General features: G+C 64.0%; 10 protein-coding genes. 7 read left to right on the top strand and 3 right to left on the bottom strand.

Annotation, left to right across the window (positions count from 1 at the left end):
- The first annotated feature begins 19 nt into the window (after positions 1–19).
- The 5 genes from NKI29_RS07210 (at position 20) to NKI29_RS07190 (ending at position 7717) form a co-directional block, all read left to right on the top strand.
- Positions 20–1576: a Do family serine endopeptidase gene (locus NKI29_RS07210; protein ID WP_352569862.1), complete on the top strand. Its 1557-nt coding sequence runs from the start codon at positions 20–22 to the stop codon at positions 1574–1576.
- 399 nt (positions 1577–1975) lie between these two features.
- Positions 1976–2650, top strand: coding sequence for a response regulator transcription factor (locus NKI29_RS07205; protein ID WP_352454335.1), 675 nt, complete (start codon positions 1976–1978; stop codon positions 2648–2650).
- 6 nt (positions 2651–2656) lie between these two features.
- Positions 2657–4126 carry a sensor histidine kinase gene (locus NKI29_RS07200; RefSeq protein WP_352569861.1) on the top strand — a complete coding sequence of 490 codons (1470 nt, stop codon included), beginning with the start codon at positions 2657–2659 and terminating at the stop codon, positions 4124–4126.
- Positions 4126–7092, top strand: coding sequence for a bifunctional [glutamine synthetase] adenylyltransferase/[glutamine synthetase]-adenylyl-L-tyrosine phosphorylase (locus NKI29_RS07195; protein WP_352636419.1), 2967 nt, complete (start codon positions 4126–4128; stop codon positions 7090–7092). The genes NKI29_RS07200 and NKI29_RS07195 overlap by 1 nt, the downstream gene beginning before the upstream one ends.
- A gap of 145 nt (positions 7093–7237) precedes the next feature.
- The gene (locus tag NKI29_RS07190; protein ID WP_352569858.1) at positions 7238–7717 is read left to right on the top strand and encodes an EF-hand domain-containing protein; all 480 of its coding nucleotides are present in this window, start codon (positions 7238–7240) and stop codon (positions 7715–7717) included.
- A gap of 51 nt (positions 7718–7768) precedes the next feature.
- Here the strand turns inward: NKI29_RS07190 and NKI29_RS07185 are convergent, their stop codons facing one another.
- Positions 7769–10093, bottom strand: coding sequence for a PAS domain-containing sensor histidine kinase (locus NKI29_RS07185; protein ID WP_352622511.1), 2325 nt, complete (start codon positions 10091–10093; stop codon positions 7769–7771).
- Positions 10094–10282: 189 nt separating this feature from the next.
- Entirely contained in the window at positions 10283–12928 is a 2646-nt protein-coding gene (gene pepN, locus NKI29_RS07180; RefSeq protein ID WP_352795758.1) for an aminopeptidase N, read from the bottom strand.
- A gap of 154 nt (positions 12929–13082) precedes the next feature.
- Here pepN and NKI29_RS07175 point away from each other — a divergent pair, with 154 nt between their 5' ends.
- On the top strand, positions 13083–13307 hold the full coding sequence (locus tag NKI29_RS07175) for a hypothetical protein (protein WP_352795989.1): 225 nt from the start codon (positions 13083–13085) through the stop codon (positions 13305–13307).
- A 20-nt stretch (positions 13308–13327) separates the two neighbouring features.
- Positions 13328–14281, top strand: coding sequence for a DMT family transporter (locus NKI29_RS07170; protein ID WP_352795756.1), 954 nt, complete (start codon positions 13328–13330; stop codon positions 14279–14281).
- Here NKI29_RS07170 and NKI29_RS07165 read toward each other — a convergent pair whose 3' ends face one another.
- A complete protein-coding gene (locus tag NKI29_RS07165) occupies positions 14282–15097 on the bottom strand; it encodes a helix-turn-helix domain-containing protein (RefSeq protein ID WP_352578433.1) in 816 nt (271 codons plus the stop codon).
- Positions 15098–15187: the final 90 nt, after the last annotated feature.

The following is a 15187-nucleotide window of genomic DNA, read 5'->3' as shown; positions in this document are numbered from 1 at the left end:
AAAAGAGGATACGATAACCATGAATGTTGCCCCCAATTCATATCTTCGCACCCGTAAACGCCTGCTGGCCGCAGCCGCATCCCTGGCCATTGCCGGCGCGATCGGCTTTGGTGCTGTTGCCACCGGGACAGCCCCGGTGCTGGCCGACGCCGTGCGTGTCGAGGCACCGCAGGTCCCGAGCTTCGCCGATGTGGTCGAGCGCGTTTCGCCGGCGGTCGTCAGCGTGCGCGTCAAGGCCAAGATCCAGTCGACGGCCGATGACGGTTCCGGCCAGATGGACGACGAGGACGGCTTAGGCAATCTTCCCGACAACCCGCAGCTGCGCCGGTTCTTCCGCGAATTCCGCGGCTTTGGCGATCAAGGCGGCGATCAGGGCCCGAACGGAATGCGCCGTTTTGGACACCGTGACCGCAACAACGACCAGCCGCGGCCGGTGGCGCAAGGGTCCGGTTTCTTCATCTCCGATGACGGCTATCTCGTCACCAACAACCATGTCGTCGAGGAGGGCACCGCCTTCACCGTGGTGACCAATGACGGCAAGGAACTCGACGCCAAGCTGATCGGCACCGATCCGCGCACCGATCTTGCCGTGCTCAAGGTCGATGACGGCAGCAAGTTCACCTATGTCGACTTCGCCGATGATTCCAAGGTTCGCGTCGGCGACTGGGTGGTGGCTGTCGGCAATCCGTTCGGCCTCGGCGGCACGGTTACCGCCGGCATCGTCTCGGCCCGCGGCCGCGATATCGGCGCCGGTCCCTATGACGACTTCATCCAGATCGACGCCTCGGTGAACCGCGGCAATTCGGGCGGCCCGACCTTCAACCTCAACGGCCAGGTTGTCGGCATCAACACCGCGATCTTCTCGCCGTCGGGCGGCAGCGTCGGCATTGCCTTCGATATTCCCGCTTCGACCGCCAAGCAGGTCGTGCAGGATCTGATGAAGAACGGTACAGTCCAGCGCGGCTGGCTCGGCGTCGAAATCCAGCCGGTCACGCCCGAAATCGCCGAGTCGCTTGGCCTTGGGTCCGGCAAGGGCGCGCTCGTTGCCAGCGCACAGGACAACGGTCCCGGCAAGAAGGCCGGCATCACCGCCGGTGACGTGATCACCCAGGTGGACGGCAAGGACGTTGCTTCGCCGAAGGAACTCGCCCGCCTGATCGGCGCTTACCCGCCCGGCAAATCTGTCGATGTCACGGTGTGGCGCAACGGCAAGAGCGAGGCGGTTAAGGTCGATCTCGGCAAGCTGCCGTCGAGCGACAAGCAGGCCTCGGCCGACCAGCAGCCTGCCCCCGCGCCGAAGACCGACACGCTCGCCGATCTCGGCCTGACCGTCACCAAGTCTGACAATGGCAAGGGCCTTGTGGTGACCGATGTCGACCCCGACAGCGATGCCGCCGATCGCGGCATCCAGCCCGGCGACGTCATCACCTCCGTCAATTCGGCGGAAGTGAACGGCGCCGGCGACGTCGACAAGGCGATGGCCGACGCGGTGAAGTCCGGCCGCAAGGCGGTGCTGATGCAGATCACCCGCGACGACAGCAACCGCTTCGTCGCACTGCCTGTCGCCAAGGGCTGAGCGCATGACCCCGAACACGTATTCCGTTTTCGGAAAGGCTCATGCGCCGATTCAAGGTGCTAGAGCGTCCTTTGCGCGTCCAAGAGGACGCGCGGCGCTCTAGTGGTCGACTTTTCCGATGCGGCGGTTTTCAACACCCCCGAGCCACCGCACGGGAAAGCACGGGGCCTGAATACGTTAGTCAGTCATCGTGTTCCGCCCCAGCGGCAGCGGGCCTCCCATCGCCCGCTGCCGCTCGAACATGCCGCTCAAGGCGTGAAGCGATTTTAGGCTACGACATGCTAAAACAAAGACTTACCGCGTATCCCTGAATCACTTTGTTCGCGATACGTCATGGAGAAGGCCACGATGCATATGCCGGCCACTCAATCTTCCAGTGAAATCGCGTATAACGGTTCTATGAAGATTCTCGTCATAGAAGACGATCGCGAGGCAGCCGACTACCTGCAGAAGGCGTTCGCCGAGGCCGGCCATACCGCCCATGTCGCCGGCGACGGCGAAACCGGCTTCGCGCTCGCCGATTCCGGCGACTATGACGTCATGGTCATTGACCGCATGATGCCGCGTCGCGACGGCCTGTCCGTCATTGCCGGGCTCAGGTCCCGGGGCAATACGACGCCCGTGCTGATCCTGTCGGCGCTCGGCGAAGTCGACGACCGGGTCACCGGTCTGCGCGCCGGCGGCGACGACTATCTGACCAAACCCTACGCCTTTTCCGAACTGCTCGCCCGCGTCGAGGTGCTGAACCGCCGCGCCAGCGCCAGGGAAGCCGAAACCGTCTACCGGGTCGGTGATCTCGAACTCGACCGGCTGTCGCACTCGGTGCGCCGCGCCGGGCGCGAGATAACGCTGCAGCCGCGCGAGTTCCGCCTGCTCGAATATCTGATGCGCCATGCCGGCCAGGTGGTGACGCGCACCATGCTGCTCGAGAATGTCTGGGACTACCATTTCGATCCGCAGACCAACGTCATCGACGTTCATATCTCGCGGCTGCGGGGCAAGATCGAGAAGGGCTTCGACAAGCCGATCCTGCACACGGTTCGCGGCGCCGGCTACATGCTGAAAAGCGGCTAGAACCCCATGACTCTTTCCGTGCCGGCCATCATGAAGACGACGGCAGCGCGGCTTTCGGCGCTCTACCTCCTGCTGTTCGCCATCTGCGCGGTGCTGCTCGTGTTTTACATGACCTCGCTGTCGGCGCGCATGCTGACCGGCCAGACCCAGGACACGATCAACGACGAGGTGCTCGGCCTCGCCCGCGCCTATCAGCGCGGCGGCTTGCCGCTGCTGGTCCGTGTCGTCGAGCAGCGCTCCCGCCAGCCCGGCGCCAATCTCTATCTGATCGCCGATGCCAACGGCCAGATCCTGACCGGCAACGTGCAGAGCCTGGAGCCGGGCGTGATCGAGGCCGAGGGCTGGACCACCGAACCGTTCTCCTACCGCCGCTTCGGTGAGGGCGAGCTCGAGCGGCAGCGCAACCCGGTCGCCGACCCGAACGAGCCCGCCCAGAGCGAAGTCCAGGCCGAAGGCGAGAAAGGCCACAACGCCATTGCCCTGGTGCTGCGCCTGCCCAACCAGATGATCATGCTGGTCGGCCGCGACCTCGGCGAGCCGGAGCGCTTCCGCGCCGTCATTCGCCGCGCTCTGATGCTGGCGCTCGGCATGATGGGCGTCGGCGGGCTGCTGATCTGGTTTTTTGTCGGGCGCGCGGCGCTGAAGCGCATCGACAGCGTGTCCGAGGCGAGCCGCCGTATCCTGGGCGGCGATCTTTCCGGCCGGCTGCCGGTCACCGGCGCCGGCGACGAGTTCGACCGGCTGTCGGAAAACCTCAATTCCATGCTGGCCAGGATCGCCACGCTCAACGAGGGCCTGAAGCAGGTCTCCGACAACATCGCCCACGACCTGAAAACGCCGCTGACCAGGCTGCGCAATCGCGCCGAGGCGACGCTTTCCGGCAAGCACAACACCAGCGACTACCGGCAGGCGCTGGAAGGAACGATCGCCGAATCCGATCAGCTGATAAAGACCTTCAACGCCATCCTGATGATCTCGCGACTGGAAGCCGGCTATTCCTCGGAAAGCACCACCAGGGTTGATCTGGCCGCTGCCGTGCACGACGTCGTCGAACTCTACGAGCCGGTAGCGGAGGAGGCGGGCGTGACGCTCGAAACTTCGGTGCAAGGTTCCTTCGCCGTCAACGGCAATCGCGAGCTGATTGGCCAGGCGCTGTCCAACATCGTCGACAACGCGATCAAATATTCGACCGACTCGACCTCCAGGCCTACGGTTCGCGTGACGCTGGAGCGTGTCGGCAGCGAGATCAGACTCGCCGTCTCCGACAACGGCCAGGGCATTCCCGACGATGTCGACCGCGCCAGGGTGACCGAGCGTTTCGTGCGGCTGGAAAAGAGCCGCTCGCAGCCGGGTTCCGGCCTTGGCTTGAGCCTCGCCAAGGCGATCGTGACGTTCCACAATGGACGGCTTGAGCTTCTGCCCGGCAATCCCGGATTGTCCGTCGTCATGAGTTTTCCCGGGCGGGAGGATCGCTGATGGTGGCGAGGATGGCAGTGCGACGCCTCGAAACGGACAGGCTGTTGAAGCCGACGATAAAGCTCGTTCCGCTGGATGCAAGCCGCGCCAGGCAGGAATTGTCGGAGATCGCCGACGCCGCGCGGCAAAAAGAACTGCCGCGACTGGCGAAATTCTTGGCAGGCAAGGGGGTCGTCCAGGATTTCCTCGCCGCCGTGTTCGACCTGTCGCCGTTCCTGCGCGATACCGCGCGCCGCCGGCCGCGGATACTCGATGCGCTTTTCGACGAGGCCATCGAGGCGCGGCTATCATCGATCGGCGCCGCGGTCGACAAGGCAGCACGCGTACAGGCCGTCTCCGAAAGCAGCCTGATGATGGAGCTGCGCCAATGCAAGGCGGAGGCGCATTTCCTGATCGCCTTGGCCGATCTCGCCGGCGAAGCCGAGACCTCGCTGACGGTGCGGCGACTGAGCGACCTTGCCGACGCCTGCACGCGTGCGGCTGTCGATTTCCTGCTCCGCGACGCGCATGAGCAAGGCAAGCTCCGATTGCCGGATGCCAAAAATCCGGCGCGACGCTCGGGCTGGATTCTGCTCGGCATGGGCAAGCTCGGCGCGCATGAGCTGAACTTCTCCTCCGACATCGACCTCGTCGTCTTCTTCGACCCCGATGCGCCTGCCGTCGTCGATCCGCTCGATGCCACAGAGCTGTTTTCGCGCCTGACCCGCCGGCTTGTCCGTATCCTCCAGGACCGCACCGAGCACGGTTACGTCTTCCGCACCGATCTCAGGCTTCGTCCCGATCCCGGCTCGACGCCGCTGGCGATCCCGGTCGAGGCGGCACTGCGCTACTATGAGGCGCGCGGCCAGAACTGGGAGCGCGCCGCCATGATCAAGGCGCGCCCGGTGGCCGGCGATGTTGCCGCCGGCGCCGCGTTCGTGAAGGGACTGCAGCCCTATATCTGGCGCAAATACATGGACTACGCGGCGATTGCCGACGTCCATTCGATCAAGCGCCAGATCCACGCCCACAAGGGCCATGGCGAGGTCGCGGTCAAAGGCCACAACGTCAAGCTCGGCCGCGGCGGCATCCGCGAGATCGAGTTCTTCGTCCAGACCCAGCAACTCATCGCCGGCGGCCGCTTTCCCGAACTGCGCGGCCGCGAGACCGTGCCGATGCTCGGCGAGCTCGCCGCGCGCGGCTGGATCACCGCCGACGCGCGCGATGCGCTCACCAGGCAATACTGGTTCCTGCGCCGCGTCGAACATGCCATCCAGATGGTTGCCGACCAGCAGACGCATATCCTGCCGGAGGACGAAGAGGGGCTGGAGCGCGTCGCCCGCATGCTGGGCTTTGCCGATGCGGCAGGCTTTGCCGAAACGTTCCGCGCGGCGCTGCACCAGGTCGAGCGCCACTATGCAGCGCTGTTCGAAACCGCGCCGGAGCTTTCGGCCGGCATCGGCAATCTGGTCTTTACCGGCGACGTCGACGATCCCGACACCTTGCAGACCTTGCAGCGGCTCGGCTTCCAGCGGCCGAGCGACATCTGCCGGGTTATCCGCGGCTGGCACTTCGGCCGCTACCGCGTCACCAGGTCGGCGGAAGCGCGCGAGCGGCTGACCGAACTGACGCCGGCGCTGCTGCAAGCCTTCGGCCAGACGCGGCGGGCGGACGACGCAGTGATCCGCTTCGACGAATTCCTTGCCGGCCTGCCTGCCGGCATCCAGCTGTTTTCGCTGCTGCAGTCGAATCCGGCTTTGCTGAAGCTGATGGCGACTATCATGGGCGCGGCACCGCGGCTGGCCGCCATCATCACGCGCCGGCCGCATGTCTTCGATGGGCTGCTCGATCCGGCGCTGCTGAGCGAACTGCCAAACCGCGCCTATCTGTCGGCGCGCCTTGCCGCCTTCCTCGAAGGCGACAGAGCCTATGAAGACGTGCTCGACCGGCTGCGCATCTTTGCTTCGGAGCAAAAATTCCTGATCGGCGTCAGGCTGCTTGCCGGGTCGATCGACCCGCCGCGCGCCGGCCGCGCTTTTTCCGATCTCGCCGACCTGACCATCGAGGCGGCATTGCAGGCGGTGATGGCGGAATTCGCTTTGCGTCATGGCTATATTGCCGGCGGCCGGGTCGCGCTGCTCGGCATGGGCAAGCTCGGCAGCCGCGAACTGACGGCGGGCTCCGACGTCGACCTCATCCTGCTCTACGATCACGACGCCGATGCGGAGGAGTCCGACGGCGACAAGCCGCTTGCCCCGTCGCATTACTACAGCCGGCTGACACAGCGGCTGATCGCCGCCGTTTCGGCGCCGACCGCCGAGGGCGTGCTCTACGAGCTCGACCTTCGCCTGCGGCCGTCCGGCAACAAGGGGCCGGTGGCCACCCATGTCGACGCCTTCAAGAAGTATCAGCGCCAGGAAGCCTGGACATGGGAGCACATGGCGCTGGCGCGCGCCCGCACGATCGGCGGCGATGCCGAGCTCTGCCGCGAGGTCGAGGGAGAAGTTGCCGCAGTGCTCGCTCTGCCGCGCGATCCAGCCAAGGTGATGGCCGAGGCATCCGAGATGCGCGCCATGGTCGACAAGGAGAAGCCGCCGCGCGATCCCTGGGACATCAAGCTGATCCCGGGCGGCCTCATCGATCTCGAATTCATTGCCCAGATTGCGCTGATCACCGGAAAGATCGAGGCAGGCCGCAGGGCCACCGGCACGGCTGAGGTCCTGTCGCGCCTGGCGCCGGATTTCGCCAGCGCCCAGGTCAGGCAGGAACTGGTGGATGCCTATTCGCTCTATCTGGCGCTGACCCAGATGATACGGCTTTGCCTCACCGGCGCGTTCGAACGAGACGACGTTCCGCCAGGGCTTTCGGATCTGCTTCTGGCCGTCACCGACCTGCCGGATTTCGGGGTGCTTGAAGCGCATCTCGGGGAGACGTCGCAGAAGGTCAGAAAGGATTTCGACCTTCTGCTTCGTGCGAAACAACCGTGACGGCAACCAGCCGTACGGGCGAGAGCATCGGGCCCAAAATTGCGACCTGCTTTGGGAGGTTCCGATGTTCAATCAAAGAGATAGAGCGGGGGATTGAAGGTCCGCCGCTCTAGCATCGGGGGTGACGATGCAACAGGAGAAGACCATGAGAAAGACGACCAGACTTGCACTCGTTTTCGCAGCCCTGGCCGGCGCCGTCGGCACCGCTGCCTATGCAGACGAGCACTCCGGGGCCGGGCCGCGCGACGGCATGATGATGCGCCTCGGCAAGGTCATGAAGGACAATGACGGCACCATCACCTTCGACCAGTTCTCCGACGCCATGAACGCGCGGCTGAAGAAGATGGTCGCCGACAATGGCGGCAAGCTGACCGTGGCACAGCTCGCCGACGCGCTGGAGAAAGCACGCTTCGAGCAGATGGCCAGGCGCATCATCGCCCGTTACGACACCAAGGGCGACGGCACGCTGACCGCCGACGACATCACAAGCCGCCAGAAGAAGGTCTTCGCCATGCTCGACCGTGACAATGACGGGAAAATCGAGAAGAACGAACTGCCGAAGGGTCCCGGCCGTCACCGCCAATGGGACGGCGAGGGCAATGATGGCGCTGACGGCATGCAGTGAGAATTGACAACCGCTCCGGCGGCGCGAGCCGCCGGAGACTTATTTTGTCATTCAGGCAGCGGCCCTGACCGCCTGCGCGGCTTTCTTGATCGGGATGCGTACCGAGACGATCGTTCCGACGCTTTCGGTCGAGCGGATCTTCAACGCGCCACCCTGAAGCTCGGCCAGCGAGCGCGAGATGGCGAGGCCGAGGCCGGAGCCGGCATGGCTCTTGGAGAACTGGTTTTGCACCTGTTCGAATGGCCGCCCGAGCTTGCTCAGCGCCGCCTTCGGGATGCCGCAGCCATTGTCCTCGATCGTCAGGATCAGCGCGCTGGAAATGCTGCGGGCTCTGACCGAGATGTGGCCGCCTTGCCCGGTGAACTTCACCGCATTGGACAGAAGGTTGATGAGGATCTGCTTGATCGCCCTGCGGTCGGCGAACAGCGTCAGCGAATCGGCGATGCGGGTTTCGACGGTGATCGACTTTTCCGCCGCCTGCAGAGAGACGACGCGAACCGTCTCCCTGATAAGCGGGCAGAGATCGATTTCTTCCTGATCCAGTGCGAACTGGCCGGCCTCGATCTTCGACATGTCGAGAATGTCGTTGATCACGCCGAGAAGATATTTGCCGCTGCCGTTGATGTCGGTGGCATACTCTTCGTAGCGCGGCGAACCCAGCGGCCCGAACAGCCGCCGTTCCATCAGTTCCGAGAAGCCGATGATCGCGTTGAGCGGGGTGCGCAACTCGTGCGACATGTTGGCCAGGAATTCGGATTTCGCCCGGTTCGCCGCTTCGGCGCGCTCGGTTTCCTTCATGTATTTGCGATTGAGTTCGACGAGCTCACGAGCCCGTTCTTCTTCCGCGCGGCGGGCAAGGCTGAGGTCATGGATTGTCGCCATCAGCCGGCGCTCGCTGTCGACCAGCTTCTCCTGGTGCAGCTTGATCTGGGTGATGTCGGAGCCGACAGAGACGGTACCGCCGTCCCTTGTCCGCAACTCGTTCACCTGCAGCCAGCGGCCGTCGGCAAGCTGGCGCTCGAAGGTCACGCCTCCCTGCGGTCCGTTGGTGTTGGCAAGCCGCCGCTCCGAGGCGAAGGCCAGCATGCGTTCCTCCAGAACGGCGCGCGGAGCGCCCGGCATCACGTCGCGATCCAACAGGCCGTTGTCCTGCTGGTATTTGGAATTGCACATGATCAGGCGCTCGGACGAATCCCACAGCACGAAAGATTCGTTGATGTTTTCGATGGCCGTCCTCAGGCGCAGGTCCGCCGCTTCGGAGCGCAGCGCCAGATGCCGCTGCTCGGTGACGTCGACGGCGATGCCGATCAGCTGGATCTCCGGCGCTTCCGGGTCGATAACGTGTGCTCTTGCGCGCATCCAAACCCATTGCCCGTCGGCATGGCGCATCCGGAACACCTGGTCGATATGGTCGATCTCGCGTGCGACGATCCTGTTGGCGAGTTCGAACAAATCGCCGTCCTCGGGATGAATGATTTCATCGACTTCGCCGAACGACAGCATCGTGTCACAAGGCTCGTAGCCCAGCATGTCGTACATCGAGCGCGACCAGTACATCTTGCCGCGCACCATGTCCCAATCCCACAGGCCGCAGCGGCCGCGCACCAGCGCCATGTCGATGCGCTGGTGGGCTTCGAGATAGATGCGATCGGCGGCCTGGGCGCGCGCCGCCTGGCCGAAATAGGCGTAGAGGATGATGATCAGCACGCCGGCCGTCAGCACGAACAGCGTGACGTTGAGTGAGACCGTCTTGCGCCAGGCGTCAAAAACTGCCTCCTGCGGCACGAACGCTGCCGCGGCACCCCTTCGGCCATTCGCCAGGCTCACTGCCGCGTACCAGTCCTGTCCGCCGATGTTGACCTCCATTACCCCGGCGCGGTCACCGAACATGAACAGCGGCTGCCCGCCCTGCACGACGCCATCGAGCGATCGCCCCTCCCAGTGCATCGACTGCGGCGATACGGCAATGATCTTGAAGGCGCTATCGGTGATCGCCAGTACGTGGCTTCGGCCCATCGCGCCCTGACGACCGGTGCTCTCCAGCAGGTCCTGGATCGCGCCGGGCGCGGAAACCATGGTCGCGTCGGCGATCGAACTGGCCAGTTGGCCGGCGGCCAGCGCAAGGATCGCCTTGGCGTCGCGCTCGATCTCGTCGCGCTCGTTCATCAGCGAAAGAAAGCGCAGTACTGCGATGATCAACAGAAACATGATGATGAGGGCCGGGATCGATCGCCGCAACAGCGGCTCGGCTGCCAGCAGCCGTCGGTAGGCAGGTTCGGCGATGAGCCGCGTATTGCCCGCGAGACCGTCGCTTCGCGCCTCGCGACGCTCAAACGCCGTCCCACCGGGCGCGCCCCACGCGTCCGCCTTCGCCATAAATGGCACTCCCCGATTTTCTGTCCCGCTTGACGATCCGGCAACGCCGCACTTCCGAATCGTCACTAAAGAATCAAAGGTGATTCGCCTTGTCCAGAGGCGCGGCGAAAAAAGATTAAAAATCGACTAAAATAATGGGGTTTTCGGGTGGTCTTCCCTTTTTCCCACAAGGGGAGAACGGGAGGTCGCTTACGCCAGGGTGCGCTCGACGATGTCTCGCAAATCGGCCGACAGCTTCTCGGTATTGGCGATCGAAAGCAACGCCTCCCTTGCCTTGGCCTGCCGCACCGGTTCGAGCGAGCGCCACGACCTGAGCGCCGTCGCCAGCCTGGCGGCCACCTGCGGGTTGCGTTTTTCGACCTGCAGCACCGTTTCGACGAAAAGCCGGTAGCCTTGGCCGTCGGCGCGATGGAAGCCGGTCTGGTTGGCGCTGGAAAACGTACCGATGAGTGCCCGTACCCGGTTCGGGTTGGCGATCGAGAACGCCGGGTGGCTGGTCAAGGCGCGCACCGCGTCCACGGTTTGCGGGCCGGGCACGCTGGCCTGGGTCTGGAACCATTTGTCCATGACCAGCGGATCGGTTGCATATTTCGCCTCGAAATCGGCCAGTGCCTTGGTCGCTTCAGGTGAGCCATGGTGACGGTGCGCAAGAACGGTCAACGCCGCGGCACGATCCGTCATGTTGGTCGCCGATTGGAAGTGCCCGGCAGCGAGTCCCGCACCTCCCGGCAGCAAGGAGAGATAGTCCAGCAGGACATTGCGCAGTGCACGCCGCCCGGCACTGGCCGCGTCCGGGCTGAACGGACCATTGTCGGCGAGCCGATCGTAAAGGTTGGAGAATATCTCGCGGTTGGCCTCGGCGATCGCAACCGCCAGCGCCTCGCGCGCCGCGAAAATGGCGTCGGGGTCGATGTTCTTGCCGATGTCGCGGGCGATATCGGCCTCGCCGGGCAGCGCCAGCGCCAGCGCCCGATAGGCGGGTTCGAGCGCTTCGTCGCCGGCTGTCTTGCCGGCAAGCCCGGTCAGCCGGGCGCTGAACTCGGGTTGCCTGTGGTCCAGGATCTGGCGGAAGGCTGCAATCAGCGCATCGGTCAAAAGAGTGTTGAACGACTGCCAGCGCGAGAAGGCGTCGCTGTCGTGGCCAGCCAGAAAAAACTGGTCGTCGGGCCGCTGCTCGACCGAAAGCGTCACCGGCGCCGAAAAGCCGCGGTTGAGCGACATGGCCGGACGCTCGGCAATCCCGGAAAACCTGACGACGTGGCGGCGTTTGCGGATATGGATGACACCGTCCTCGACATTCGCCCCTTCGGCGCCGCTATGGGCTATCGCCTCGCCACCGGCGCCAACCAGGCCGAAGGCAAGCGGAATGTGCATCAGCCGCTTGCGGCTTTCCGCCGGTGTTGGCGGCACCGACTGCTCGATTTCGAGCGTGAATTCCCGCGCCGCCGGATTATACGCCGAACTGACGGTCAGGTTCGGCGTACCGGCCTGATGATACCACAGCGCAAACTGCGACAGGTCGCGACCTGAGACGTCTTCGAACACTTTGATGAAGTCTTCGATCGTCGCCGCCTGGCCGTCGTGACGTTCGAAGTAGAGGTCCATGCCGGCGCGGAACGTCTCGGCGCCGAGGATGGTATGGATCATGCGCACGACTTCCGAGCCTTTTTCGTAGACCGTCGCCGTGTAGAAATTGTTGATCTCGCGGTAGCGGCGAGGCCGGACCGGATGCGCCAGCGGCCCTTGGTCCTCGGGAAACTGATGGGCACGCAGCGTACGCACCTCGGCGATGCGCTTGACGGCGCGCGAGCGCTGATCGGCCGAGAATTCGTGGTCGCGGAAAACCGTCAGCCCTTCCTTCAGGCAAAGCTGGAACCAGTCGCGGCAAGTGATTCTGTTACCTGTCCAATTGTGGAAATACTCATGCGCGATGATGGCTTCGATATTGGCGAAATCGGCGTCGGTCGCAGTTTCCTGGTCGGCAAGAACGTACTTGTCGTTGAAGATGTTGAGGCCCTTGTTCTCCATTGCGCCCATATTGAAGTCGGACACGGCGACGATGTTGAAGACATCGAGGTCGTATTCGCGGCCGAATGCCTCCTCGTCCCATTTCATCGACCGTTTCAAAGCGTCCATGGCGTAGCCGGCGAGCCTCTCCTTGCCCGGTTCGACATAGATTCCGAGCTCGACCTTGCGGCCAGACAGGGTGACAAAACTGTCCGAGATCTTGCCGAGGTCGCCCGCCACCAGCGCAAACAAATAGGACGGCTTGGGGAAGGGGTCGTGCCAGACCGCATAGTGCCAGCCGCCGGCAAGCTCGCCGCTGCCGGCCGGGTTGCCGTTGGACAAAAGCAGCGGCGCCTCACGGCGCTGAGCTTCGATGCGGACCGTATAGACCGACAGGATGTCGGGACGGTCGAGGAAATAAGTGATGCGGCGAAAGCCTTCGGCCTCGCATTGTGTGCAATAGACGTCGCTCGAGCGATAGAGGCCCATTAGTGCTTCGTTCTGCGCCGGCGCCAGCACCGTTTCAATTCTCAGCTGGAAGCACCTTGTCGCAGGGGGGCTGATGATTGTCAGTTGATCGGGCGTGGCGAGAAAATCCGCAGGGCTCGGCTCCTGGCCGTCGATGGCAATGCTGCGGAGCGTCAGCCCGTCGCCATCCAGCACCAGTGGCACCGACGCCGCAATCCCGTCGCGGCGTTCGACCGTCAGCTCGGCGGTCACATGCGTTGCTTCAGGCGAAAGGCGGAAAGTCAGGCTGGTTTCCGGAATGAGATAATCACTGGGGCGATAGTCTTCGAGCTTGAAGACCTGGCCGGTATCTGTGCGCATTCCTTGATTTTTCCTGTCGATCCGGGAGCGGCGGGCGGGTCTGCTGGTCCAAATAATTTGAAGTCTGCGCTCTTTACACGAAACGCTCCCTCGACAAAACTGCAGCGACGTCTATTTCAGGCGATCATTTCCCAACCATCATCGCGAGGCTTCCATGACCGTCGTCACGCCGAAATTCGGAACGAGCGCCTCTGTGTTGCGTCGCGAGGATATCGCCTTCATCAAGAGCGCGCGGGAGGCGGGTACGATCGGGTCGACGCCTGCCGCGCTCAATGCGGTGACCGACGCGCTCTACCGCACCTACGGCATCAGGCATATCGACATGCCGGCAACGCCGGCGTGCATCTGGGCGGCGATCGAGGAAGCAAAAGGGGCGTGACAGCCAGACCGGATTTGCCAGTGCTTGCAGTTGGCGACCTTGCCGGCGAGCACAGCACGCTGACCGGGATCTTGCTCAAGATCGTATCGGTGGCGGTCTTCGTCGGCATGTCGTCCTGCATCAAGGCGGCAGGCACCGTCCCGGCCGGCCAGATCGTCTTCTTCCGCTCCTTCTTTGCCATTTTTCCGATCATCGCCTTCCTCGCCTTCCAGGGAAAACTCGGAATCGCCTTTTCGACAAAGCGCCCGCTCAACCACATTGTGCGCGGCGTCGTCGGTGTCTGTGCCATGGGGCTCGGCTTCTTCGCGCTGACGCGGCTGCCGCTGCCGGAGGCGATCACACTGAACTACGCGCAGCCGCTGCTGGTCGTGGTGTTCAGTTCGATCTTCCTCGGCGAAGCCATCCGCATCTATCGCTGGAGTGCGGTTGCCGTCGGCCTGGTCGGGGTGCTGATCATCTCGTGGCCGGAACTGACGCTGCTCAGTTCGGGCGCTGCCCTTGGCGATCAGGAGGTGCTTGGCGTCATCGCCGCCCTCATAGCCGCGGCGATCTCGGCCATCGCCATGCTCCTGGTTCGCAACCTCGTCCAGAGCGAGCGGACGGCGACCATCGTATTGTGGTTTTCGGTAACCGCGAGCGTCATGGCGCTGCTTTCGCTGCCATTCGGCTGGCAGGCGCTGACGCCAGCACAAGCGGGGCTTCTGATTGCCGCGGGTTTTTGCGGCGGGCTTGGCCAGATCCTGATGACCTCGGCCTATCGCCATGCCGAGGCTTCCGTCGTGGCACCTTTCGAATACACTTCGATGATCCTCGGCGTCGTCGTCGGCTATCTGGTCTTTGGCGACGTCGCCACGATCAACATGCTGGTCGGCGGCATGATCGTGGTTGCGGCGGGGATTTTCATCATCTGGCGCGAGCGCCAGCTGGGTCTCGAACGCACCCGCACCCGCAAGGCCGTCGCGCCGGAAGGGTGATCAGCCCGCTGCGTCGGTCCGCTCTTTCGCCAGCCGCATCAGCACCGCCCGCGTCTGCTCGTCGGCTGGGAAAAAAGATTCGATCGCCAGCTCCGACAGCGTCACGTCGAGCGGCGTGCCGAACACGGTGATGGTGCTGATGAACGACAGCACCGCGTCGCCATGGGCAAGCTTGAGCGGATGGACAATCGCGTTCGGTTCGACCGGCGCCGGCCGGCTGCTTTTAAGGCCGGACGGATAGGCCCGAAGCTCGCGCTCGAGCTCGACCAGAACCGGATCGGCGGCAGCGTCGTTCTGCCGCTTCAGCCGCTCCAGAAGATGCGTCCGCCATTCCGCAGGGTTGACGATGCGCGGCGCGATGCCGCCGGGATGCAGGCTGAGGCGCAAAACGTTGACCGGCGGCTTCAGCAGGGAGGCGTCGGCGACATTGGCGAGGAACGGGCCGATGGCGGCGTTCGCCGACACCAGGTTCCAATGCCGGTCGACGGCAAGCGCCGGGAACGGCTCGTGCGCCTTGAGCACGGTCTCGACCGCCGCCATCGCCGGTGCCATCGAGGCATCGTCAAGTGGTCGTTCGCTGAAGCTCGGGGCAAAGCCGGCGGCCAGCAGCAGCTGGTTGCGCTGCCTGAGCGGGATCGAGAGCTGCTCTGCCAGATGCAACACCATATCACGCGAGGGTGCGGCGCGGCCGCTTTCCACGAAACTCAGATGCCGCTGCGAGATCTCGGCCTCCATAGCAAGGTCGAGCTGGCTCATGCGCCGGCGTGTACGCCATTCGCGAATGAGACTGCCGGCGGAAATCTGGGCTGCTGTCATGACGAGATGACTAGGCCGGAAGTGGGCGCATTTCAATTACCTGCTAGGTCATGATGCCGCCCTTCCTTCCTCGCAAGGGGAGGACGGAAG

Origin of the sequence: Mesorhizobium sp. M0678, assembly GCF_040320505.1 — a bacterium.
Lineage (GTDB): Bacteria > Pseudomonadota > Alphaproteobacteria > Rhizobiales > Rhizobiaceae > Mesorhizobium.
This window is presented reverse-complemented; position numbering and strand designations above follow the sequence as displayed.